The organism is Chryseobacterium sp. YR221 (assembly GCF_900176315.1).
GTDB lineage: Bacteria > Bacteroidota > Bacteroidia > Flavobacteriales > Weeksellaceae > Chryseobacterium > Chryseobacterium rhizosphaerae.
Window position 1 is genome coordinate 228,044 of sequence record NZ_FWXM01000003.1, and the last position, 24,240, is coordinate 252,283.

Sequence of the window (24,240 nt, forward strand, 5' to 3'; positions counted from 1 at the left end):
TTTGTATTTTTAATATGAATTTTTCTTATTCAAATTTCAGAACAAACATGATTGCTCTTGTCTGTAATGTAGAAACTGCGGACGCCCAGTAAGGAGGTGTATTGGCATTATCAGCTACTTTTTCGTTATTCATGAAAAATGTTCCTCTAATGGCAGGAGTTAGTTTAAATTTGTTGAAATAAAACTGGATTCCCATTTCAGCAGACCATGCAAAGTTGTGCGTGGTAGATCTGAAAATTCCCTGCATATTATCATCCGTAGAAGCTGCATTAGACTGAAGATTTACGATATAGTTTACCCCAGCTGCAACGTAAGGCCTTGAATTGTACCATCTTTGCCCATGAAGTTCCAAAAGCACGGGAACATCAATCAATGTAGATTTGATTTCTCTCACTTTATCTTTATCCTGTAAAGGGAACGGCATGAAAGGAGGATTGGTTAAAGATCCACCTGCATAGATGTCATTAGATTGAGTATTAAAAGTCAACTGTCTTTGTGCAAACTGTAAACCTGGTTCTATTCTCACGTCCAGATAGTCATTCAGTCTCCATTTTGCAATAAGCCCGGCACCGAAACTGTAGCTTTCTTTAGAAGTCACAAGATTCTGATTATCGTTCATCCCATATCTTGGGTGCAATACGATGCGGTAGTCCAGTCTATTCCCGTTCAAATAAAAACCCCAACTGAATTTCTGCTCGTCGAAGTCTTCCAACTTGTCCATTCTGTTTCGGGTTCTAAATTGCGCGTCTGCAAAAACGGCAACATTTACTGAGGCTAAAACCAGTGCTCTTAATAAAAATTTATTCATAGGTTACTTTGTTGCTTTATAAATTGTGGCTATACCTAAACTTAGTTTTTTATATTCTACTTTCTTAAATCCCGTATCTAAAAGAATTTGCTTCATCTTCTCCCCGAAAGGAAAAGCATTTACAGAATCCGGAAGGTATGTGTATGCCCTATTATCTTTGGAAACCATTCTGCCAATGGCAGGTAATATATTTTTAAAATAAAACATATACAGTGGTCCCATCAACCCCTCAACCTTTGAAAACTCCAGTATATAAACACTTTTGTTATCCTTAACTACTCTTCTTAACTCTGCTAAACCTTTGGTAAGATTTTCAAAATTCCTTACTCCAAATGCAACGGAAACAGCATCAAATCTATTGTCCTCGAAAGGTAAATTTTCCGCATCTCCTTTTTGCATGGAAATTTTGCCGTCTAATTTAAGTTTTTTTATTTTAATAACGCCAACATTCAGCATTTGTTGTGATAAATCTAAACCAACTACTTTTGAGCCGGTTCCTTTTTCGATGGTAATAGCCAGATCTCCCGTTCCTGTAGCCACATCCAGCACTTCCTGCGGGTTATCATTTTTCATCCATTTTACCAGTTTATTTCTCCATAAAACATCAATTTTCATGGATAAAACACGGTTTAAAAGGTCGTACTTCGGTGCAATATTGTCGAACATATCCTCTACCTGGCTCTTCTTAGTAGCCTCTGAATTGTAGGGAGTAACTTTGGTGATATCTTTTGTCAAAACTTAAAACTTGTAATATTCTTTATAATAATTTAGGTAATCCTGCTTTCTGAAGATTTTGGATCTTGATTCCACTTTCTGGATATTTTTGATCACTTTATCGTAATCTTCATCCACATTGTAATAAAAATCTTCAGTGTAAAGCTTATTGAAGCGCTTTGCTCCTCCGAAATAATCTTTTCCGTCAATTTTAGTCTTATCAAGCGCTAAAAGTAACGAATCTTTTTTAAGGTTATATCCGTAGTACTGATCGTTAACATAATAATCCTGGTGGGAAATGTTAATCAAACCACGAAGTTTGTTTACTTCAAATGCTGAATCGTAAAGCATTTTTTTATTCTGATCGAAAACCTGAATAGAGTTTTTTCCCTTATTCAAATCCACATGCACATACTGCCCCGCTGAGATGATTCCTTCAGAACCGTTATTGATTTTAAAGTAATACGTATTGGGGGTAGGATTATCTACAACATAATAATTCTTCTTGGCTAAAAAAAGGAAGTAGATCCCAAAGGCAACGATAAACGCCACAGCTGCAATGAGTAAGCCTTTTAAGGACGGATTGTTTTTCATAGATTGTAAAGTACAATTTTTGCAAATTTAATAATATTTTTAATTCTCCGTTATTAATATTAATTATTAACTTTGCATCTTTAAAAAAATCATATAAACGAATGCCGAATACGATCATTATTGGCTCTGGATCTTACATTCCGAACAGAGTTATTGGTAGAGATTACTTCATGAATTCTGAGTTCTACACAGAGGATGGGGTAAAGATAGAAAAGCCTGTGGAAGAAACTATTGCGAAGTTTGTAGAAATTACAGAAATAGAAAACAGGAGATTCATTGAGGACGGTCTTTCCAATTCACAGATCGGTTATGAAGCCGCAAAAATTGCCCTTGAAGACGCAAAAGTAGACGGCGAAGAACTGGATTATATTATTTACGCGAGCAATTTTGGAGAGGTTACCGAGAATGGATATGCTGATTTCATGCCTACTATGGCTGCAAGAGTAAAGAATAAACTAGGCATAAAAAACAGAAAATGCGTAACATACGATATGCTTTTCGGGTGCCCGGGATGGGTAGAAGCAATGATTTTAGCAGATAATTTAATTAAAGCTAAAGTTGCAAAAACCATTTTAGTAATCGGAGGAGAAACTCTAAGCCGTGTTACAGATCCACACGACAGAAACAGAATGATCTTCGCTGACGGTGCCGGAGCAGTCGTGGTAAAAGCTACCGATAACGAAAATGTAGGAATTATTGCCCACAATACAATCTGTGACAATGGCCCTGAATTAAATTATCTTGAGAATGCACCTTCTATCAACAAAGAAGTAGATCAAAGACGTCTTTATGTAAGAATGCTGGGAAGAAAAATCTACGAGTACGCTCTTAAAAATGTACCTGTTGCGATTAAAGATACAATTACAGATGCAGGACTTTCTATTGAAGATATAGATAAAATCCTTATCCACCAGGCCAATGCCAAAATGGATTATGCTATGATTGAAAGACTTCACAGGCTTTATGACATCAAAGAATACGATCATTCAATCTCTCCAATGACAATTCAGGATTTTGGAAATACCTCTGTAGCAACCATTCCAACCATGTATGATTTAATAATTAAAGGAAAAATGGATGGTCAATCGTTTAAAGAGAATGGGAATGTTGTGATGACTTCGGTAGGTGCCGGAATGAACATCAATGCTCTCGTTTACAGATTTCCTTAAAAGATAATTTTTAACATAAAAATATAAAAAGCACAAAGGAAGTCTTCTTTTGTGCTTTTTTTGAAAACAGACTTATGCAAAAGAACTTTTTAATCATTGCCGGAATTTTCCTGTTTCTGGAAATTTACATCTATCAGGCCATAAGAACTCTGACCGATAATTTTTGGTTACGAACTGGATATTGGGTAATATCGTTACTTATTTATGGAGTTTTCGCTTATGAAGTAACTCATTATCAGAGATCGGACCGCAGTACGATAAGACCTCAAATTATGATTTCATTATTTTTGATATTTATCTTTCCGAAAATTTTCGTGGTTTTATTTTTATTAATTGATGATTTATTCAGAATAGGGGGCTACTTTGTAAATATGATAGGCTCTAAGGAAACATTCTTCCCGGAAAGAAGGAAATTCCTGAGTCTTGTAGGCCTGGGAATGGGAGGTGTTCTTTCAGCCCTTTTCATAGATGGAATTACTTTTGGCAAGTATCGCCATACCGTAAGAAGAGTTAAGGTAAAGTTCGCCAATCTCCCAAAGAGCTTCAAAGGATATAAGATCATTCAGATTTCTGATGTTCATAGCGGAAGTTTCTCTGATCCGGACAAATTGAAGCATGCAGTAGATCTTATCAATGAACAGAAGCCTGATTTGGTTTTATTCACAGGAGATATGGTGAATAATGTAGCTGATGAATTCAAACCTTTCATTCCTCTTTTTTCAAAAATAAAGGCTAAAGACGGCAAGTTTGCAGTCCTTGGAAACCATGATTACGGTGATTACGTAAGCTGGACTTCTCCGGATGCCAAAAAGAAAAATCTTGATACGCTGATCGACTATGAGAAGCAGGCAGGTTTTGATATGCTGAGAAATGAAAACAGGGTTATTGAAAAAAACGGAGAAAAATTGTACATCCTGGGCGTTGAAAACTGGGGACTGAAACCATTTCCACAATTCGGAAAGATCGATGACGCTTTAAAAGGAGTTCCGGAATCCGCTACAAAGATTTTAATGAGCCATGACCCTACCCATTTTGATTATGTGGTAAAAAAACACCCCGCAAACATCCACCTGACCCTTTCGGGACATACACATGGGATGCAGTTTGGGTTGGATCTAAAGAATATAAAATGGTCACCGGTTCAGTACCGTTATCCAAAATGGGCAGATTTATATGAAAGTGAAGGTAAATTCCTGTATGTCAACAGGGGCTTTGGAGTGCTTGGATATCCCGGAAGAGTGGGCGTACTGCCTGAGATCACTCTTTTTGAATTGAGTTAATGGGAATGGAGTGAGAGAGCTGGAGCGTTTGAGAGCAAAAAGGTTTGAGCATGCAGAAGCAGCGTTCGAAGCTCAAAGTTTAGAGTAAGAGAAATCAAATGGACTTGCAATGGAAAAAGGATTCCTAACCTCTATCACCTAACCTCCACTACCTATCACCTGCAACCTAAAAAATATAATCTTTCATACGGGAAACGGCAAGTTCTTTCTCGTTGATAAAAGTAAGGAGGGCATCTAATTTGTCCTCCATTTTTTTGCCCGAAAACAAGCTTCTGTAAAAGGGAATATCAAAACGGTATTTTTTAAAATCTGTAAACTGCCACGAGTTCAGATAAATCAGTACAAACTCTTCATTCTGCAGGGTCTCTAAAACCATATTCTGATAATACTTCATGGGTAGAATCTGAAATACAAAATCATTGTATGGGAGCTGACTGTAGGGAGAGATGCTTTCCGGGATAATACTTAAGCCATCCTCTTCTGTAATTTCCGTATCTCTTTTGAGACGTTTGAAAGGGAAAAGTATATCTGCATTATCGATATTGGAGACATAATTAAACTCCAATAATTTCAAATTTTCCTGAGGTATTTTCACCTCCTTCTGACGAATTCCTCTGATCTGTTTTTCCAAAAGATCCTGAATTTCTTTCTTGGCATTTTCAATTTCTGTAAGGTTGGAGTCTTTATTATAAAAAGCAATTTCATGCCCTTTGGATGAAATTGCTTTTATAAGATTCTGCAGTTTTCCGGAGAGAGAAACCTCTACAAAAAAACTGGCTTTAATATCATGAATATCTAAAATTCTAAGAATTGCTTTGGTGTTATCTTCTGTGATTTTCAGTCTTTCTTCATCGGTAATTTGAAACCCTTCTTTTGGGTCAGCATCAATATTTACCATGTTAAAAGTTAATAATATCATTTAAATTAAATTTTATATAAAAGTTATAATATATTAAAAATCAGAAGTTAAAGCAATTATTAATTAAAGTATTACTTTACATTATTAATCCTTAGCTAATTTTACTTTCAGATTCTTGATCATGTCTTTTGACATTTCAGAAATTCCGAAATCATACGTCAGCCCCCAGTCTTTTTTAGCCACTGAATCATCAATTGAAGCCGGCCATGAATCTGCAATTGCCTGTCTGAAATCGGGTTGATAATCGATGGTAAAATCCGGAATTTCTTTTGCAATTTCCTCCGCCAATTCTTTTGGAGTAAATGACATTCCACCCAAGTTATAAGAAGAACGAACCGTCAGACTTTCTTTTGGAGCTTCCATTAATTTTAGTGTGGCGTTGATCGCATCATCCATATACAACATCGGCATTCCGGTGTTCTCAGAAATGAAGCTTGTATACTTCCCCTCCTCTATTGCCTTATAGAAAATCTCAACAGCATAATCTGTTGTTCCTCCACCTGCAGGAGTCTTCCAGGAAATTAATCCGGGATACCTGATGCTTCTTACATCCACCCCATATTTATCAAAATAATACTCACACCATTTCTCTCCTGCCATTTTAGAAATCCCATAAACTGTAGTTGGATTCAAAACAACATCCTGCGCTACATTCTCTTTTGGAATTCCTTTTCCAAACACAGCGATAGAACTTGGCCAGAAGATCTTTTTAAGAAGCCCCTCCTTTGCCATTTCACAAAAATGCAGCAGAGGTTCCAAATTCAGTTTCCATGCAAAAATAGGCTGCTTTTCTGAAGTTCCGGATAAAAGCGAAGCCAGGTGATACACTGTAGTGATATCATAATCTTTCACTACCTGTCTCACCAATTGCGTATTGGTAACATCCATTCTTTCATAGTGTCCCGCAGCGGTAATTCCTTCTTGCCATCTGTCCAGTCCTGAAGCAACTACATTTTCTGCTCCATGGATTTCAACAAGTCTATTCGTCAGTTCGGTGCCGATTTGTCCCAAAGCACCCGTAATCAGTATTCTTTCCGTATAGGATTCCATTTTTAGATTTTTTTTAGAATGGTACAAAAGTAAAAAAAACATGTTAACCATAATAAAAAAGGTGTATTTAAAAATACACCCATGGATTGTTATAGAAAATTATTTATATACTGAACTCAGGATAAGGCATTTCTATATTATAATTAAGAAAGGAAGCGGTTATTAAGAATATAAAAAAATGAGTGAAACCTATTTCATTAGCTTTTAAACATTTACAGATCAGCAGTATCAACCAGTAACTTCTAGCCCTTTTCCCTGTCTAAACATGACTAAAATTTATAAGCTCAAATTCATCCTTACAAACAGAAACCTTCCATTCATTCCAAACTGTGAAACATTTCTGGAATACACAAACTGATCCTGATTGGAAAGATCTATACTATTAATTGGGCTCCCAGAGGCATCTACAGAAGGCGTTTTCAGAGATCTGGGTCCATAATTTTTATCCGGATAAATATCAAATAAATTATTAGCACCAATGGTAAGCCTTAAGCCTTTTGTAAATTTATACCCAATCGACAGATCGGTAATGACTTTGCCTCCCCAAACCGGATGCTCGACAGGCACCTGCTTCCCATTGATTATATTGCTATCGACAATACCGTCTCCATTCACATCTGTTGTATTAGGATCAGTCACTTTTCCAAAATATACGTTCCTCACAAGGATACTAAAATTATTAAGCTCTAAAGCATTATTCAATGACACTTTAAACCTTGGGACTGCCTCTTCCAGGTAGACGCGACTGGTTTCAGAATAATAACGGTTTACCTGACCAGCCTGAATCAGAATATCCGAACCATGGATCTCTCCCACCCTATTGGTTTTGGATACCGTTGCTGCTAAATCAGAATTCAAAGTAACCTTTTCAGAGATTTTCAACCTGTGAGAAATTACACCTTCTATTCCTTTGGTCTGAGTGTCAATAGCATTGGCAAAGAATGTTGCAGCGGTGGCATTAGCCTGATCAAAGCCTTTCTGAAGATTATATTCAGGGCTGTCCACCGGAAAAACTCCGGAAGGTCTGGAAAACTGATCCGTTAATACTACTCTGTTTTTTATTTTAATATAATACCCATCTACCGTAAATGTCAGATTAGCACTTGGTATTTTAGCGGTAAAGCCAGCAGAAAAACTATTAGACTCTTCCTGCTTCAATTGGGGGATTCCTAAAATCTTTGCCACTTGAGAATCATTAGAAAATGTCCCGACTTCATACGCCGTCCCTCCCACAAACTGGGTAGCTGTTGCATTGAAATAAATTTGCTGTAAGGAAGGTGCCCTGAATCCGGTGGAATGCGCTGCCCGGATGTTAATATGATCCGTAAGTTTATATCGGGATGCAATCTTATAATTGAATGTAGAGCCAAAATCTGAATAATTTTCAAACCTAAATGCTGCACTCACCAACCAACGATGGGTAACATCCAATTCCGTATCCAAGTAAGCCGCTACAGAGCTCCTCCCTTTTTTCAATGCATTCTCCGGTCTGAAGCCAGGAAATACCTGTGCCCCGCCGGGTCTTGTAGCCCCCATGAAATCTGTCGGTTTCAACGAAGCTGCAGTTTCCGGATTCTGAATATTTCCGTTAATATCATAAAGAGCCCATGAGGCTTCTTCTCCACTTTCTATTTTATATCTTTCCAATCTCACCTCTCCGCCAAAAGCCATATTGAAGCCCTGCAGCCAATCAAATTTGGTATCAAAATCAGCATTGATCGTATTCTGTAAGAACCCCAGTCCCCCAGCTCTAAACTCCCTTTGTATGGAAGACAGCATGGATGCATTAGCCGTATTTTTTATAGTATAATCAAAGGTATTCTGTCCAAAGGTATTACTGATATCATAATTTACATTTCCTACTTTTCCTTTAAAACCCGCTGCTAGTGAAAGGTCAATCACATCAGATGCAATCTCCGGTAAAAAACCGTTGGGATACAATGAAGTGGAAGTCCTGCTTTGGTTAGGTCTTCTGTAAAATCCTGCAGCATTTCCGCTTCTATAAGAAATTCCTCCAAATGCATACCCACGTACTGATGAAGAAATATCAAATTCGGAATTCATAAAAACCTGTCCCGATCCAAGCTTAGACTGCCCTACTCTCATATTAAAATCATTTCTCTCAAGCCCTCTGTAAGTTAATTCATTAGCTGTAACATCTGCTCTTAAAATCGCTTGCAGTTCCGGAATCGTATTGGCATTCTGAATACTCATCAGCATCCCGGGACTGAAATAGTTTACATAAGGAGCATATTGATGAATGTAATTAACGATCTGTTGAGTATTGGAAGTGTTTGTAATATTACCAAATAGAGAGTTAATATTAACTCCATTTTCAAGTGCTCTCTGCTCAATAGCGTTGTAGGCGTTGAAAATATCACCCGTAGCCGTTCCAGCTCTTCCTGTAGCAGCTCTATTCAGAAAACTGGCTGTAAAATTCAAAAATCCTGTAGCACCAAGCTTTGCACCATAATTAAGATCCAGCTGATATTTTTCCCCATCCCAGCCACCACTGTGGTCATTAGAGCCTTTCGAATTAAACCCTCCTGCTGTAATGGCTGCAGTGAGGTTATTTGTACTTTTCTTCATAATAACATTGATAACACCCGCAATAGCATCAGAACCATATTGCGCTGAAGCACCATCCCTCAGTACCTCTAATCTTTCAATCGCAAAGGCAGGGATTGCATTTAGGTCTGTTCCTACCGAGCCTCTTCCCGGTGAACCATTGATATTCACCAATGAAGAAGTATGTCTTCTTTTTCCATTAAGCAATACAAGAACCTGATCGGGACCTAATCCTCTCAACTGTGCAGGATCTACATGATCTGTACCATCTGCAACTGTGGTAGAATTGGAGGTAAAGGAAGGTGCCGCATAATTTAAAATTTGATTAAGATCTGTCTGAGGACTCAACACTGACTGTGATCCAATATTAATCACATCTACAGGAACCGGTGTGTCGGTAGCCACTCTGCTTTTGTTTCTGGATCCCACTGTAATTTTAACTTCATCCACAGTTTTCACCTTAATCGAATCCCCGGTTTGTGCATAAAAATTTACAGAAATAAAGAATAGCGCCCCTAACGAGACAATTTTTTGACTGTTTTTTTTCATGTGTTTTTTTTCAAATGTACAAATCATTTTAAAAACAACACAGACATTATCAATAAAATATCATAAATTATTAAAAACAAATCAATAAAAACCATTATTTATTAATTTTTAAATACAGATTTTTAACAATCAATACCAAATAAGCAAAACCAAACAGTCCTAATCCTGCCAGGTCAGGTGAAAAAATTAAAAATACATTTCATGAGACCAGCATCGGCAATGATTTACAAAAAAACTATATTTTTGTTATAAAGAAAATCATATGAAGAAGTTTTTAATTGTTTCGGTCCTGTTAGCAAGTCCATTAAGCTGGGCCCAGTTTACAGATATCAGTATCGTAAAAGAAGTACAGGTAAAAAAGAAGGGTGTAGTAGTCTCTGCTCATCCTTTAGCCAGTGAAGCAGGGGCAAAAATTCTAAAAATGGGAGGAAACGCCTATGATGCTATTACGGCGACACAGTATGCATTGGCAGTTGTATACCCTCAGGCAGGAAATATCGGTGGTGGTGGATTTTTGGTGGGCGTAAAAAATAATGGTGAAAAATTCACATTAGATTATAGGGAAACGGCTCCCAAAAAAGCTTCCCGGGATATGTATCTCGATAAAAAAGGTAAAGCAGATACTGATCTGTCTCAAAACGGAAGACTTGCAGTGGGTATTCCGGGGAGTGTAGCTGGTTTTTTCGCTACCTTAAAGTATTGTAAACTTCCTATGGAAAAAATCATACAACCTGCCATTGATCTGGCAGAACAAGGTTTTACCATTACAGAAAAGGAAGCCGATATGCTGAATAACAATAAAGAGAAATTTCAAAAGCATAACAAGTCCTCTATTATTTTTGTAAAAGACACTCCCTGGAAAGCCGGTGATATTTTAGTGCAGAAAGAATTGGCAGAGACTTTAAAGCTTATCCAAAAATTAGGGGCAAAAGGTTTTTATGAAGGAAAAACAGCGGATCTTTTGGTGGCAGAAATGAAAAGAGGTAATGGAATCATTACTCTGGAAGATCTTAGAAATTATAAAGTTGCAGAAAGAAAAGCTTTAGAATTTGAATATAAGGGAAATAATGTAGTATCCATGCCTTTACCCTCAAGTGGAGGTTTACTGCTGGCTCAGATGTTGAGAATGGCGAGTTTTGAAAATCTTGAAAAATACCAGCAGAATTCTACAAAAGCTGTTCAGATTATGACTGAGGCTGAAAGAAGGGCTTTTGCAGACAGGGCTGAGTACATGGGTGATCCTGATTTCATCCAGGATAAAACGGCTTATCTGATCTCTGATGCCTATTTAAAAGAAAGATGGAAAAGTTTCAGTTTTGATAAAGCCACACCTAGTGCTGAAGTGGGTAAAATTATAGAACAACCGAAAGAGTCTACCCAGACTACCCATATTTCTGTACTGGACAAAGACGGAAATGCAGCTTCTGTAACCACTACCCTTAACGGATATTACGGAAGCAAAGTACTGGTTTCAGGGGCAGGATTCTTCCTCAATAATGAAATGGACGATTTCTCCATCAAGCCAGGTGTACCCAATATGTTTGGAGCTGTAGGCGGAGAAGCCAATGCGATCCAGCCTAATAAAAGAATGCTTTCTTCTATGACACCTACTATTTTGCTGAAGAACGGAAAACCTTATATGGTGGTGGGAACACCAGGAGGAACAACCATTCCCACTTCCGTATATCAATCTATTGTCAACGTTGTTGATTTTAAATTAAACGCCAATATGTCCGTGAATGCACCCAAGTTTCATCACCAATGGCTTCCGGAAGTTATAACAGTGGAAAATAACTTTCCTGAAAGCACTATTTCCGAGCTGAAAAGCAAGAATTATGTTATTGAAAAAATAAAACAAATCGGAAAAACAGAAATGATTGTTCTTGATGACAATGGTAGTATTCACGCTGTAGCAGATGGCCGTGGCGACGACTCTGTTGCTACTGAATAATTAAAAGCAACTTTACTCACATAAAAAATCCTGTTTTAATTATTTTAAAGCAGGATTTTTTATTGAAACTTTACAATACAATCCTTTATTTACCAGAGGTCGGCACATAAAGACAAGTACTCCCCTCACTACGTGATATCCTGTATTTTTTTTAAAACTTTAATGATATTCATCATGTTTTTGGAAAAAATTCATAATTTCGCCCTTCTAAAACCACTTCTATTGAAAGCAAAACAATTTTATCAGCAGCTTTATTTTCAGGTTATTATAGCCATTATTGCAGGTATTCTTCTCGGAAGATATTATCCTGAGCTGGGAGAAAAAATGAAACCATTAGGCGATGGTTTTATTAAGCTGGTAAAAATGATTATTGCTCCGGTTATTTTCATTACCCTGACCCTGGGAATTGCGCATATGACCGATCTTAAAAAAGTAGGGAGAATTGCAATAAAGGCAATGATCTATTTTTTTACGTTCTCAACTTTAGCACTCATCATTGGACTAATAGTGGGTAACCTTTTACAGCCCGGTCATGGTTTAAACATTGATCCGGCTACCCTTTCAGGAGATATTTCACAATATAAAGAAAGAGCTCATGATTCTACACTTACCAGTTTCATCATGAATATCATTCCGGATACTCTTTTCAGTCCTTTAGTGGGTGATAATATACTTCAGGTTCTCCTTGTGGCAATTTTAATGGGTGTTGCTTTGGTACTGACTAAAGAAAAAAGTAAGAAAGTAACTGATTTTCTTCAGGATTTGTCTACTCCTGTTTTTAAGATTGTCCATATGCTTATGAAGCTTGCCCCTATCGGAGCCTTTGGTGCTATGGCTTTTACGATTGGAAAATATGGACTTCATTCTGTGTTGAACCTTATTTTTCTGGTAGCCACATTCTATATCACATCTATTCTTTTTGTGGTCATTGTTCTGGGCGCTGTTGCATGGTACAATGGGTTTAGCATTTTCAAACTCTTGTACTATCTTAAAGAAGAGCTTCTTCTTGTATTAGGTACAAGCTCTTCCGAATCGGCTCTTCCGGGTCTTATGGAAAAACTGGAAAAAGCAGGCTGTTCAAAAGCTATTGTAGGTTTAGTAGTTCCCACCGGTTATTCTTTTAACCTGGACGGAACCAATATCTATATGACATTGGCTTCACTTTTTATTGCTCAGGCATTGAACATCCATCTTCCTCTTGAAAAACAGCTCATGCTTCTGCTGATCGCCATGTTGAGCTCTAAAGGTGCTGCGGGAGTTACAGGTGCTGGATTTGTTACACTGGCTGCTACATTGGCCGTAGTTCCTGAAGTTCCTTTAGCCGGAATGACATTAATTTTGGGAATAGACAAATTCATGAGTGAATGCAGAGCATTAACCAATGTTATAGGAAATTCTGTGGCTACAGTAGTTGTTGCTAACTGGGAAAAGCAGCTTGATAAAAAACAGCTACAATACTGCCTCGATCATCCACAGGAAATTGAGAAAAAACTTGAAGTCTGAACAGGTCTTTACACCAGGATATTAAGGCTTGCAGGCTGTACTTTAACATGGATGGGTGATTCTATTTTATTAAACTCACCATCAAGATGCCAGTTTTTGGTATTCACCTCGAATGAAATTTCGGAAACCGGAAGATAGGTAACATATTCATCGTCCTTTAGTCTTTTGGTAAACATTCTGAAAGCAAACAATGCAGAATAGGTCAGAGGAAATTTCTTCACCAAAACCATATCAACCAAACCGTCGCTTTTACTTGCTTTTGGAGCAATATAGGCGTTATTACCAAACTGACGGGTATTGGCAATATTCAGCATAAGATATCTGCCATTGTACTGCTGATACTCTTCACCAAAAAATTTCACTTTGATCGGTTTGTAATTGAAGAATGTTTTCAGGGAAACTTTAATATAGTTTTTGAATCCACGGCTTGTTTTCTCAAACTCTTTAACCACTTTTCCATCAAAACCTGTTCCTGAAACATTGATAGAAAGCCTGTCATTAACCGTAAATGTATCGATTTTTCTGGATTGCTTTGCTTTTATTTTCTCTAAAAGTCCATCCAGATTTTTACTGAAGCGCGTTTCATTGGAGAATCCATTTCCGGAGCCTGCCGGAAAAATAGCCAGGATCTTATCTGTAGAAATAAGATTTTTAGCCACGGTAGAAATAGTTCCATCCCCCCCAATTGCCACAAAAATATCGATATGATCAAAATGAGTTTTAATAAACTCATCTGTTCCCGGAATAGATTCGGAGACGTAATACAAAGGATTTCCAACCTTTGCTTTAAGTTCATTCAGAAACGGCTGATAATTTTTTTTGGCCGAAAAAGGGTTGATGATAAAAGCTACTTTTTCCATTACCGCAAAAATAAACAATGCTTCCTGAACCGGAAGCATTTATTTATTTAATTTTCATTCTTTCTTTAAATTCTGCATTCAATGTCACGCCTAATTCTTCCCAAGAAATAGGAATGGTGATATCTCCTGCTGCAAAAGCTGCAATTTCGTACGGGCTGTAATGAAAATAAAGGTTTTTCTGATCAAAATAGAAATTATTGTTCGCCGGAATTTTTTCCACCAGCAGCATTTCGGAATTTTTAACTTCTCCTTCAGCATCTGATGTTCCACTATTAATATTATTGATATTCTTCATCAGAATAGCTTCAATTTTAGCCTTTGGCATTGAGGTGATGTCCTTCAGCTCAAGTTTTTTATTCTTCTTAAGATCAAAAACCCTTTCAGAAAATCCGTAATTATCATGAGCCCCGCCCTCATAACCGCTTCCTACATACTGAATATGCATATATCCATTGGTATTGGATATGAGATTCATGTAAGAGCTGGTATACCAATCCTGAGCATAGGTGATATCTGAAAGCCAGTCTTTATTGTCATTTTTTACAGAAGAGAAATATCTTATTTTCTCATTTTCCAAATAATTCTGAAGCCCGGTTTTGGAAAAATCTTTAATATCTTTATTCTGAAAATAAATACTGTCTAATAAGGTTTTATCTTTCAATTCCGGGAAGACCAGCAATTTTGAAGTATATTTTACTTTTAAAGAGTCTGTGATTTTTGTAGAATCACTTACTTTAACAGAATCTACTATCAGTTTTCCGGATTCTTTGTAGTCTGACTTTTCGGTAGCCGGTCCTGTTGATTCATTTTTCTTACAGGCCGTAAAAACAAAGAATGAAGATAGTGCCAAAACAGTAATCGTATTTTTCATAATTAATTTTTTTGGTACTAATACAAAAACCATTCAAAAGCTGAATGGTTTTAAAAAAATATTATCGATAGTGTTGATACACATTAAAAATCAAATACTTATGATTTCTTCACTAAACTAATCACCTGATTTTCATGTTTTGATGCAACTCCCCAAATTTGCTTGAAAGCCGGGTAATATTCTTTTGGATAATCCGGACTGGCTACTTTAGTGGTAGCTGTTACCTCCAGCTTATTCCCTTTTTGTTCCACTACATAGCTGTATTCTATTTCTTTATCCTCTGTAACAATTTTCTTAGTTTGAGGAATCTCTTCAATAGTATATCCTTGAGGGATTTCCAGGATAACTTTTTTCACTTTCGTAGAACCCGATCCAAAATCTATAGGATGTTTCCGAGCTTCCGTCTGATCAAAATCGTTAGAATTCCTATTCAAAAACAGCATGGGGTTGATAATTAATTTTTTACCTACCCTGTCTACCATATCTGTAGATTCGAATTTCATGGTACTCTCAAATTCCCCGTTCTCTAATACTTTTGAATCAATTCCAGTAAAATCTACAGAAAAATTTTCTTTATACTGTTTTTTATATTTATCGGGATTCTCATCATAAGCATCCTTAACATACATAGCAAAAGTCCCGGTATCTTTATCAGAATACGTCCCGGAAACACTTCCATCCTCATTAATTTTAGCATCCACAGTAAGATAGGTATTACTTAATTTATTGTTGACCATCTGAATCTGTACAATTTTATCATTCGTCATCAGAATACCATACTGATTCCAATCTCTTAAAGGAAGCTGATCCATAGAAGACTGTTTTGAAGTTGCATCATAAATATGAAGCCCTCCCGCTGTTTCAATAGCAGCCAATACAAAGTTCATATTTGATATATTGGGTGATATTAAATTTACCCATCCGTTATCAACAGTAGAAATTACAAGTGGATCCGCTTTAATTCCAGCTTCACGAAGAAGCATTACCAGATAAAGATTAATTTCTGCAGCATTCCCTGTTTTAGTATCTAAGAGCTTTTTAATACCATCTTCAGTATAAACTCCTTTCTCTTTATTCCAGGTAAAGTTTTTTTGAACATGTTTAAATATTGCATTCGCTTTATCAAGATCACTGCTCTTCATTTCTGAAATCCCAGCCGGCATATTATCTTTGGCAAGCTTTGATTTTTTCAGCTCGCTTCCAAAATAACTATTTTCATAAAGTCTTTTTCTGATTTGCTCCCAGGAAGAAGAATACAGTTTAAGCTCACGGAAATTTGTAGAGTTAAGTTCGGTGCTCACTTTTGTACGGAAATTCCTGCTGTTTCTTACAAATTTTTCATTTTTAAAGCCTTTTACATTTTCAAAACCAAATCTATAAGTCTTATACTGGGCGCCATATAATGTCTGTGGCTCTGCTTCTCTAAATTTCGGAGCTAAATCACCCGTATAGTTGATATTATAGTCTATAGTATAAGGTGTATCCAAAACGTATTCTGTATACAGTGAAGGAGTATCAGATTCAATCACTATTTCAGGAATAGCAAACAAACCCGGAGATAGTATTTCATATTGATACTCTAAAATTGATCCATCTTTGACATTTGGAAAGGCAAATTTGTTTACTGTCACAGATTTGCTCTCTTTACTTTTATATTTAGAGCTATTCTCCACTTTTACAGGAACCACCTTTCCATTCTCCAGATTATAGGTTAATGCCTTCATTTTATACAAGGACTCTTCCTGGTCTTTACCGCCACCATAGCTATAAATAGGAACCTCAAGATTTAACCATTCCTCAGCTTTATCTTTATTATAAATTTTTACTCTATAAAAAAATTTCTTGTGTAGCAAACCTGTGCTTGTATCAATCATGAAGTGAACAGATCTGTATAAAATTTCAGCAGGTGCATTTTCATCTAATAAAGATTTTGTCTTAGACAAATCCGCATCATTAAATTTCGGAACGTTTAAAAACTCATGTTTTTGAGCCAAAACCATAATATTAGCTGAACAAACAATCAACAATATAATTTTCTTCATCTTTATATTTTTGTAATTAAAATTTTTGAATTATCCATGTTTATTATTTTTTTTCTGAAGCCTACATATTCATTGTATTTTTCCTTTGTGTACATTCCTTTATTAACCTGTACTTTTCTTTTTACTTTAATTTCTTCTCCATTTTTAACAAAGCTTAAATTATAATACCCAAATTCAGATTTTAAATTGATGTCTTCCGGAGCCTCATCAATTTTATATCCTTTAGGAATGGTAAAATTAATTTCATACTCGTCTTCAAAAGATTGTCTGATTTCAAAAGGAAGCTCACGGCTTTCTTCAGTTTTGTAAATAGTATTATTATAAATAGGAACAGCTCTGAATATAAGACTGTTTCCTGCTTTTTTTGCAAAATTACTGGCCTTGAAATCTATATCATACGTTATAAAAGCTTTATCCTTATCGTTGACAAAGTTTTTCATTTCAACTTTCTCAAAGTTTAAAACATCTAACGAATTTCTCAGCGCATCATTTTTTTCTTTGGGATTAAGTCCGGTAAAGCCTAAAGTATAATCATACTGACTTCCTGTATAATAGAAGTTACCCTCTCCTGAAATACTGTTATCATCTCCTACTTTTACCTTCAGGACTTGTTTTTCTTTATTTTGATCAGCAGTATATACGGGTGTATTAATCAGTTCTATGCCGTTTTTCTTCACAGAAAGTACATTTCTATCTGTTGTACTATACCCTAAATGATTAAATGCAATTTGCTGTGATGTATTTTCAAGCCATATATTTCCCTTTTCGGTAGGAACCATTAAAATAGCATGATTCCCTCCCATTTTTGGAAATTCAGGATCAAAAGACACTTGGGAAGGACTGGAATTAATTACACAATAATGTGAAGGGATTCCTGCTTCATCCAATAAAATCTTCATATAGTTGGTAAGACCTTTACAATCTCCGTATCCTTTCTTATCCACCTCTTCAGGCAGCATAGGAAGCCATCCTCCAATTCCTAACCCCACAAAGATGTATCGGGTTTTGGTCTGCATATACTGATAAATTTTCTTTACTTTATCTTCTACCGAACCTTCCAGTTTCAGGGCTGCTATTTCTGCCTTGATCGCAGGGGTAGAAACAGCAACAGGTTCTACCAGATTATTATAATACCACGTTCCGAAATCTGTCCAATTATTTAAAGATCCCTGTTTACCCGCCAGATTAAATTTTGCCAATGCAAAACTTACCTTAGGTAAAATCTTCACAGGCTGCGGAATCAATGAAACATCATCAATTGCCGAAACATTCTTATAAGAATAGGTCTTTTCATTACCACTTCCGTTTTCTACAACAGAAGCATAGTTATATATAGAAGGATAGATTTTAGTTCGAAGTTCAATTCCTGATGTATTGATTATTTTAAGTTCTCCTTCCTCCAGTGAGGTATTGGTAGAGAAAAATGGAACGAAATCAGGAATGAAAATGGTATTCTTATCAGAAATCTGATAAGAGAAGTCTATAGTGTATGGATATTGAATCGGTGTATAATTAAAAACCAAAACCCTATTATCAGAGTAAAATACACCTTGATTGTTATTGGCAAAATCACCGAAATCAGATTTGGAATAACTTTTAATTTTCTTTCCGGAATCATCATAGATGGTCACCTTTACATCTGAAATACTGTTTCCTTTATCATAAGGAATATAGGCCACAGCTTTATTATCTCCATCTTTATTTAAAACAGTTGTTACCTTATTATATTGATATTTTATCTCATCAATTTTATTAATCTGAACCGTTGTAAAATCTTTTCGGACAACAATATTCGCATTTTTCTTTAAAGTTTCAGGAATGGCAGAGACAGGATATGTCTGAGCAAAATACATTGAAGCGGCAGATAATGCTCCAATCAAGAATATTTTCATCATGGTTATTAAAATTATGCAAACATAAGAAAATCTTAATAACTGTTAAATTTTTATTTAAAAAAACTACTCCATCCGGTGAAGTATTTAATTATTTCAAATAAAAAAACATCTTTATATTATTGTCTATAAGCTATTTACGAATAATTAAAAGATATTTATTGATTTTTACAGCTGTTTCACTAAGAATATACTTGTATCAACCGAATTTAACTTTTCATTATATTTTTCATGTTTTATTTTGCAAAAAAATGCGAAGCTAATATATAATTATAAAAAAAGACTCCATTTCTGAAGTCTCTATTTTTATTTTCTCTTTATTGTTAGTCGTTAGGAATTCTTTTGCTATCATAAGAATCACTTCCAAGACCCAGCACCGGGATAAAAATAAATCCCAAGAAAAACAACAAAAGGGTGTATAAAGGGGTCTCTTTTGCAAAACCCTTCGCTAATCTGTCGTTGACTACCCAACTTGCAAAAAGATTGACAAAAGGAATACAAAATAAAATGATCCACCAAATAGGTTTCTTTACAATATCCAGTAAAACAATGATATTGTAAATAGGAATAAATGCAGCCCATGCATCTTCTCTTCCTGCTTTCTGAAAGATTTTGTACATGCAGTATCCATAGAATATATAGACCAGTAAGCTCATGAACAATGTTCCGATTCCTAATCCTGCTGCCGCTGCTCCGGACACCGCATCTACCCCTTCATAAGGGTCTGTTTGTAAAAGAGTTAACATATTATTATTTTTTATTGGTTTCTTCAAATATAGAAAAAGCTTCTAAATAATTAGAAGCTTTTCTTGTATATTTTATATGTACTCTTTAAATACTCTTATGCATCAATTTTTGCATACTTAGCATTTTTCTCAATAAACTCTCTTCTTGGTGGAACTTCATCTCCCATCAACATTGAGAAAACACTGTCTGCTTCTACAGCATTATCAATAGTTACCTGCTTCAGAATTCTGTGCTCAGGGTTCAGAGTAGTCTCCCAAAGCTGTTCAGGATTCATCTCTCCAAGACCTTTGTAACGTTGTACTTCTACTCCTTTTCCGTCCGGAGACATCTCCAATGTAAACTCTTCACGTTCTTTTTCGTTATAAGCATACATTTTTTTGTTTCCTCTTTTTAATAGATATAAAGGTGGCTGAGCAATATAAATATATCCGTTTTCAATAAGTTCTTTCATATATCTGAAGAAGAACGTAAGGATCAGGGTAGAAATGTGAGATCCATCAATATCAGCATCGGTCATGATTACGACCTTATGATATCTTAGCTTAGCCATATTCAATGCCTTGCTGTCTTCTTCTGTTCCTACAGAAACTCCAAGAGCTGTATAGATATTTCTGATTTCTTCATTATCATATACTTTATGAAGCATAGATTTCTCAACGTTCAGAATTTTACCTCTTAACGGGAGAATAGCCTGGAAGTGTCTGTCTCGCCCTTGTTTAGCTGTACCTCCTGCGGAATCTCCCTCTACAAGGAAGATCTCAGATTCAGCCGGATCTTTTGATGAACAGTCAGATAGTTTTCCCGGAAGACCAGAACCTCCCATTGGAGATTTTCTCTGAACCATTTCACGGGCTTTCTTAGCCGCCTGTCTTGCTTTTGCAGCCAGAACAACTTTTTGAACAATTATCTTCGCTTCATTAGGATTCTCTTCCAAGAAATTAGTAAGCATCTCCCCTACAATCTTATCAACAGCTCCGGAAACTTCAGAATTTCCTAATTTTGTTTTGGTCTGTCCTTCAAACTGAGGTTCCATTACTTTTACAGAAATTACAGCTGTCAATCCTTCACGGAAGTCATCACCAGTAATTTCTACTTTCTCTTTTGCTGGAAGTCCCAATTCATCTGCATATTTCTTAAGAGTTCTTGTTAAAGCTCTTCTGAAACCAGCAAGGTGGGTACCTCCTTCATGAGTATTAATATTATTAACGTAAGAGTGTAAGTTTTCGTTAAAAGATGTATTGTAACGCATTGCTACTTCAACCGGAATATCATCTCTTTCACCTTCCATGAAAATAACGTGCTCCATAATAGATTCACGGCTTCCGTCAATATAGGCAACAAATTCCTTCAGACCTCCTTCAGAATGAAAAATTTCAGTTTTAAAAGAACCATCTTCCATTACCTCTCTTTCGTCGGTAAGTGTAATGGTAATTCCTTTATTAAGGTAAGAAAGTTCTCTTAAACGGCTTGCTAACGTATCGTAGTTATAAACTAATTCCGTGAAAATAGTATCATCCGGCTGGAAAAACTGTTTTGTTCCTCTTTTGTCACTGTTACCAATTTCTTCTACTCCTGTTTGAGCTTTTCCTTTAGAATAAACTTGCTGATAAACATTTCCGTCTCTGTAAACGGTAGTTATCATTTCGTTGGAAAGTGCATTCACACACGATACCCCTACTCCATGAAGTCCTCCTGAAACCTTATAAGAATCTTTATCAAACTTACCTCCGGCTCCGATTTTTGTCATTACAACTTCAAGAGCGGATTTCTGTTCTTTCTCGTGAAAATCAACCGGAATACCTCTACCATTATCACTTACTTCAATTCCGTTTCCTTCTTTAATGGCCACAAAGATCGTATCGCAGTATCCTGCCAACGCTTCATCAATAGAGTTATCTACTACTTCATAAACCAAATGGTGAAGACCTCTTGTCCCTACATCACCAATGTACATTGAAGGACGCATACGAACGTGCTCCATTCCTTCTAATGCCTGAATACTACTAGCTGTATATTGTTTCTGACTCATATTAAATATTAAAAATCTTGCTATATGCAAAGACTTACAAATATCGTGATTTTTTTCGAATTATGAAAGTTAAAATGTGTCAAAAAATGTAGACTTTTCTTAGTGAAAACTTAAATAAGAGTGGATTTATAAAAGATTCAAAATTACATGGTATTCCTGAATTATCGGCTGTTTTAAATCATACTTAACATCCATAATTTATACGTAAATTTATGTATTCAAAAGTTGATATTATGGATGATTTTATTGCTGCACGTGCCCAGATGGCTCTATCTCTGGGCTTCCATATCATTTTTTCCTGTGTGGGTATGGTAATGCCTTTTTTAATGGCCTTTGCCCACTGGAAATATTTAAAAACAAATAATGAAGTATATAAAGGTCTTACCAAAGCCTGGAGTAAAGGGGTAGCCATATTATTTGCTACAGGTGCTGTTTCCGGGACCATGCTTTCCTTTGAACTGGGACTTCTGTGGCCGGGATTCATGAAGCATGCAGGGCCTATTTTCGGAATGCCGTTTTCCTTAGAGGGAACCGCATTTTTTATTGAAGCTATTGCTATCGGTTTCTTTTTATATGGATGGGAAAGATTTAATAAATGGTTTCATTGGTTTTGTGGCTTCCTTGTAGGAATAAGCGGGCTGGCTTCCGGAATTCTGGTAGTCGCAGCCAATGCCTGGATGAACTCTCCTACCGGCTTCGATTATATTAACGGGCAGTATCTGAATATTGATCCCATCAAAGCAATGTTTAACGATGCCTGGTTTCCCCAGGCTCTCCATATGACGGTTGCTGCTTTTTGTGCAACAGGATTTGCTGTAGCCGGTGTACATGCTTTATTGATTATTAAGAAAAGGAATGTGGAATTTCATACCAAAGCTTTTAAAATCGCTGTTGGATTTGCTCTTATAGGTGCTTTTGGAGCCCCTTTAAGCGGTGATATTGCTGCAAAATCTGTAGCGGAAAGACAGCCTATTAAATTGGCAGCTATGGAAGCTCACTTTGAAACAGAAAAGGGAGCAGCCTTTGTGATCGGTGGAATTCCGGATGAAGAAAAGGAAGAAATAAAATATGCGGTAAAAATTCCAAAAGTGCTAAGCTTTCTGGTGAGCAATGATTTCAATGCTGAAGTAAAAGGTCTTAAAGATTTTCCAAAAGATGAATGGCCCCCAATAGCTGTTACCCATTATGCATTCCAGATTATGATCTTCTTTGGAGTGATTATGATCTGTATTGGAGTAATCTACTTATATGCTTTATTCTTCAAAAAAGAATGGCTGAAAAAAACCTGGTTGTTAAAAACATTTTTAATTGCCACCCCTTTCGGATATATTGCCCTGGAAGCAGGATGGACAGTCACTGAAGTAGGTCGTCAGCCCTGGATTATTTATGGAGTCATGAGGACCATAGATGCTGTAACACCAATGCCCGGAATACAATATTCTTTCTACTTTTTCACTGCTATTTTCGTATCATTATCACTGATTCTTATTTTCCTTTTAAAAAGACAGATACAAATGGTACCTAAAATTTATGACCCTACAGACCCAAAGTTTAACGAAAAAAACAAAAAATCATGATTTACATTGTTATAGGCTTTCTATGGCTTTCCATCTGTCTTTATATTATTCTGGGGGGCGCGGATTTCGGAGCGGGTATTGTAGAGCTTTTCACCAATAAAAAAGCCCGTCATAAGACCCACGAAATCATGTATGAATCTATTGCTCCCGTTTGGGAGGCAAATCATATGTGGCTTATCATCGCCATTGTGATTCTTTTTGTAGGGTTTCCTGAAATCTATACGACCATGTCTACATATCTTCACATTCCTTTAGTACTGATGCTTTTAGGGATTATTGCAAGGGGAACAGCTTTTACATTCAGGCATTATGATGCCGTGAAAGATAACTGGCAGGTTTTATACACCCAGATATTTTACTATGCCAGCCTTTTAACACCTTTTTTCCTGGGGTTAATAGCTGCGGCTACGGTTTCGCAATCTATCGATCCTAACGCTACCTCTTTCCAGGATCTTTATATTTTCAGCTGGCTGAACTGGTTTGGGGTTTCTGTAGGATTATTTACGGTAGCGCTGTGTGCTTACCTTGCTTCCATCTTTTCATTAAGGGAGACTAGAGATAAAGCAGATCTGCTTCTGATGATCAGAAAATCCAAACAGACCATGATCTTTGTAGTTATTACCGGAATTCTTGTGTTTTTCACAGCTTATATTTCGGATATTCCGCTTGTAATATGGGTATTCTCAAAACCTTTGGGGATCATGTCTATAGCTTTCGCTACTATTGCTCTCCTACTTATCCTTCGCGCTATGAACCGTCAGAAATTACTTCCTGTACGTGCTTTAGCTGGCTTTCAAATGGTAATGATCCTTGTAGCAGCAACCTATCAGCATAATCCTGATATTATTTTATTGGCAAACGGACAGCATCTTTCCCTTTTCGCTACTGCAGCTCCAGCCAAAACGATTGCGGCATTAGGATGGGCGCTGGTGCTTGGTTCCTTATTTATCCTGCCATTTTTATTTTACCTGATGTTTTCATTCAGTCGTTTAAGAAAATAAGTTCCGGATATAATTCAACCTGAATTCCGGATAAGAATAAGATGTTCGAAGCCTGAAGTTTATATTGTAAGTATTTTTATCATAAAACATAAATAAAATTGAGCTTCAGGTTTCCA

18 protein-coding genes are annotated in these 24,240 nt (G+C 36.4%); 6 read left to right on the plus strand and 12 right to left on the minus strand.

The window, feature by feature from the left end; translation table 11 throughout:
- Window positions 1-25: 25 nt before the first annotated feature.
- The 3 genes from B8967_RS10250 to B8967_RS10260 are packed head-to-tail and all read right to left on the minus strand — an operon-like array spanning window position 26 to window position 2,116.
- Entirely contained in the window at window positions 26-808 is a 783-nt protein-coding gene (locus B8967_RS10250; RefSeq protein ID WP_047485458.1) for a type IX secretion/gliding motility protein PorT/SprT, read from the minus strand.
- A gap of 3 nt (window positions 809-811) precedes the next feature.
- Window positions 812-1,543, minus strand: coding sequence for a bifunctional demethylmenaquinone methyltransferase/2-methoxy-6-polyprenyl-1,4-benzoquinol methylase UbiE (ubiE, locus tag B8967_RS10255; RefSeq protein ID WP_047485460.1), 732 nt, complete (start codon window positions 1,541-1,543; stop codon window positions 812-814).
- Window positions 1,544-1,546: 3 nt separating this feature from the next.
- Window positions 1,547-2,116: a hypothetical protein gene (locus B8967_RS10260; RefSeq protein ID WP_084086025.1), complete on the minus strand. Its 570-nt coding sequence runs from the start codon at window positions 2,114-2,116 to the stop codon at window positions 1,547-1,549.
- 101 nt (window positions 2,117-2,217) lie between these two features.
- Between B8967_RS10260 and B8967_RS10265 the strand changes: the two genes are divergently transcribed.
- Entirely contained in the window at window positions 2,218-3,285 is a 1,068-nt protein-coding gene (locus tag B8967_RS10265) for a 3-oxoacyl-ACP synthase III family protein (RefSeq protein ID WP_084086026.1), read from the plus strand.
- Window positions 3,286-3,359: 74 nt separating this feature from the next.
- The gene (locus tag B8967_RS10270) at window positions 3,360-4,565 is read left to right on the plus strand and encodes a metallophosphoesterase (RefSeq protein WP_084086027.1); all 1,206 of its coding nucleotides are present in this window, start codon (window positions 3,360-3,362) and stop codon (window positions 4,563-4,565) included.
- Between the two features lie 166 nt (window positions 4,566-4,731).
- On the opposite strand, the gene B8967_RS10275 is transcribed toward B8967_RS10270, so the two are convergent.
- The 3 genes from B8967_RS10275 to B8967_RS10285 all read right to left on the minus strand — a co-directional run bounded on the left by B8967_RS10275 (window position 4,732) and on the right by B8967_RS10285 (window position 9,651).
- Window positions 4,732-5,484 (minus strand): polysaccharide deacetylase family protein, encoded by a 753-nt coding sequence (locus tag B8967_RS10275; protein ID WP_084086028.1) that lies wholly within the window; start codon window positions 5,482-5,484, stop codon window positions 4,732-4,734.
- An 84-nt stretch (window positions 5,485-5,568) separates the two neighbouring features.
- On the minus strand, window positions 5,569-6,534 hold the full coding sequence (locus B8967_RS10280) for an NAD-dependent epimerase/dehydratase family protein (protein WP_047485731.1): 966 nt from the start codon (window positions 6,532-6,534) through the stop codon (window positions 5,569-5,571).
- Between the two features lie 276 nt (window positions 6,535-6,810).
- Window positions 6,811-9,651 carry a TonB-dependent receptor plug domain-containing protein gene (locus B8967_RS10285; RefSeq protein WP_084086029.1) on the minus strand — a complete coding sequence of 947 codons (2,841 nt, stop codon included), beginning with the start codon at window positions 9,649-9,651 and terminating at the stop codon, window positions 6,811-6,813.
- Window positions 9,652-9,913: 262 nt separating this feature from the next.
- On the opposite strand from B8967_RS10285, the gene ggt reads away from it, so the two are divergent.
- Together ggt and B8967_RS10295 are read left to right on the plus strand one after the other, a co-directional pair.
- A complete protein-coding gene (gene ggt / locus B8967_RS10290; RefSeq protein WP_084086030.1) occupies window positions 9,914-11,602 on the plus strand; it encodes a gamma-glutamyltransferase in 1,689 nt (562 codons plus the stop codon).
- Between the two features lie 222 nt (window positions 11,603-11,824).
- The gene (locus B8967_RS10295; protein WP_084086302.1) at window positions 11,825-13,105 is read left to right on the plus strand and encodes a dicarboxylate/amino acid:cation symporter; all 1,281 of its coding nucleotides are present in this window, start codon (window positions 11,825-11,827) and stop codon (window positions 13,103-13,105) included.
- A gap of 8 nt (window positions 13,106-13,113) precedes the next feature.
- Here the strand turns inward: B8967_RS10295 and B8967_RS10300 are convergent, their stop codons facing one another.
- The 6 genes from B8967_RS10300 to gyrB form a co-directional block, all read right to left on the minus strand.
- Window positions 13,114-14,004 (minus strand): diacylglycerol/lipid kinase family protein, encoded by an 891-nt coding sequence (locus B8967_RS10300; protein WP_373866349.1) that lies wholly within the window; start codon window positions 14,002-14,004, stop codon window positions 13,114-13,116.
- Between the two features lie 4 nt (window positions 14,005-14,008).
- Window positions 14,009-14,836, minus strand: coding sequence for an RsiV family protein (locus B8967_RS10305; RefSeq protein WP_084086303.1), 828 nt, complete (start codon window positions 14,834-14,836; stop codon window positions 14,009-14,011).
- 98 nt (window positions 14,837-14,934) lie between these two features.
- Window positions 14,935-16,878 (minus strand): transglutaminase-like domain-containing protein, encoded by a 1,944-nt coding sequence (locus tag B8967_RS10310; RefSeq protein WP_084086031.1) that lies wholly within the window; start codon window positions 16,876-16,878, stop codon window positions 14,935-14,937.
- 2 nt (window positions 16,879-16,880) lie between these two features.
- A complete protein-coding gene (locus tag B8967_RS10315) occupies window positions 16,881-18,773 on the minus strand; it encodes a DUF3857 domain-containing protein (RefSeq protein WP_084086032.1) in 1,893 nt (630 codons plus the stop codon).
- A 320-nt stretch (window positions 18,774-19,093) separates the two neighbouring features.
- A complete protein-coding gene (locus B8967_RS10320; RefSeq protein WP_084086033.1) occupies window positions 19,094-19,516 on the minus strand; it encodes a DUF5684 domain-containing protein in 423 nt (140 codons plus the stop codon).
- A gap of 95 nt (window positions 19,517-19,611) precedes the next feature.
- A complete protein-coding gene (gene gyrB / locus B8967_RS10325) occupies window positions 19,612-21,546 on the minus strand; it encodes a DNA topoisomerase (ATP-hydrolyzing) subunit B (RefSeq protein ID WP_047485479.1) in 1,935 nt (644 codons plus the stop codon).
- 233 nt (window positions 21,547-21,779) lie between these two features.
- On the opposite strand from gyrB, the gene B8967_RS10330 reads away from it, so the two are divergent.
- Together B8967_RS10330 and B8967_RS10335 are read left to right on the plus strand one after the other, a co-directional pair.
- Window positions 21,780-23,123: a cytochrome ubiquinol oxidase subunit I gene (locus B8967_RS10330; protein WP_047485739.1), complete on the plus strand. Its 1,344-nt coding sequence runs from the start codon at window positions 21,780-21,782 to the stop codon at window positions 23,121-23,123.
- Window positions 23,120-24,124 (plus strand): cytochrome d ubiquinol oxidase subunit II, encoded by a 1,005-nt coding sequence (locus B8967_RS10335; RefSeq protein ID WP_084086034.1) that lies wholly within the window; start codon window positions 23,120-23,122, stop codon window positions 24,122-24,124. The genes B8967_RS10330 and B8967_RS10335 overlap by 4 nt, the downstream gene beginning before the upstream one ends.
- The last annotated feature ends 116 nt before the right edge of the window (window positions 24,125-24,240 follow it).

What these genes read in the sequence shown, in the direction of transcription:
- B8967_RS10270 (WP_084086027.1), top strand. Translation starts at nt 3,360, where the DNA reads ATGCAAAAGAACTTTTTAATCATTGCCGGAATTTTCCTGTTTCTGGAA.
- B8967_RS10280 (WP_047485731.1), bottom strand. Translation starts at nt 6,534, where the DNA reads ATGGAATCCTATACGGAAAGAATACTGATTACGGGTGCTTTGGGACAA.
- B8967_RS10315 (WP_084086032.1), bottom strand. Translation starts at nt 18,773, where the DNA reads ATGATGAAAATATTCTTGATTGGAGCATTATCTGCCGCTTCAATGTAT.
- B8967_RS10250 (WP_047485458.1), bottom strand. Translation starts at nt 808, where the DNA reads ATGAATAAATTTTTATTAAGAGCACTGGTTTTAGCCTCAGTAAATGTT.
- B8967_RS10305 (WP_084086303.1), bottom strand. Translation starts at nt 14,836, where the DNA reads ATGAAAAATACGATTACTGTTTTGGCACTATCTTCATTCTTTGTTTTT.
- B8967_RS10335 (WP_084086034.1), top strand. Translation starts at nt 23,120, where the DNA reads ATGATTTACATTGTTATAGGCTTTCTATGGCTTTCCATCTGTCTTTAT.
- B8967_RS10300 (WP_373866349.1), bottom strand. Translation starts at nt 14,004, where the DNA reads ATGCTTCCGGTTCAGGAAGCATTGTTTATTTTTGCGGTAATGGAAAAA.
- B8967_RS10320 (WP_084086033.1), bottom strand. Translation starts at nt 19,516, where the DNA reads ATGTTAACTCTTTTACAAACAGACCCTTATGAAGGGGTAGATGCGGTG.
- B8967_RS10310 (WP_084086031.1), bottom strand. Translation starts at nt 16,878, where the DNA reads ATGAAGAAAATTATATTGTTGATTGTTTGTTCAGCTAATATTATGGTT.
- ggt (WP_084086030.1), top strand. Translation starts at nt 9,914, where the DNA reads ATGAAGAAGTTTTTAATTGTTTCGGTCCTGTTAGCAAGTCCATTAAGC.
- B8967_RS10285 (WP_084086029.1), bottom strand. Translation starts at nt 9,651, where the DNA reads ATGAAAAAAAACAGTCAAAAAATTGTCTCGTTAGGGGCGCTATTCTTT.
- B8967_RS10275 (WP_084086028.1), bottom strand. Translation starts at nt 5,484, where the DNA reads ATGATATTATTAACTTTTAACATGGTAAATATTGATGCTGACCCAAAA.
- B8967_RS10330 (WP_047485739.1), top strand. Translation starts at nt 21,780, where the DNA reads ATGGATGATTTTATTGCTGCACGTGCCCAGATGGCTCTATCTCTGGGC.
- B8967_RS10265 (WP_084086026.1), top strand. Translation starts at nt 2,218, where the DNA reads ATGCCGAATACGATCATTATTGGCTCTGGATCTTACATTCCGAACAGA.
- B8967_RS10260 (WP_084086025.1), bottom strand. Translation starts at nt 2,116, where the DNA reads ATGAAAAACAATCCGTCCTTAAAAGGCTTACTCATTGCAGCTGTGGCG.
- gyrB (WP_047485479.1), bottom strand. Translation starts at nt 21,546, where the DNA reads ATGAGTCAGAAACAATATACAGCTAGTAGTATTCAGGCATTAGAAGGA.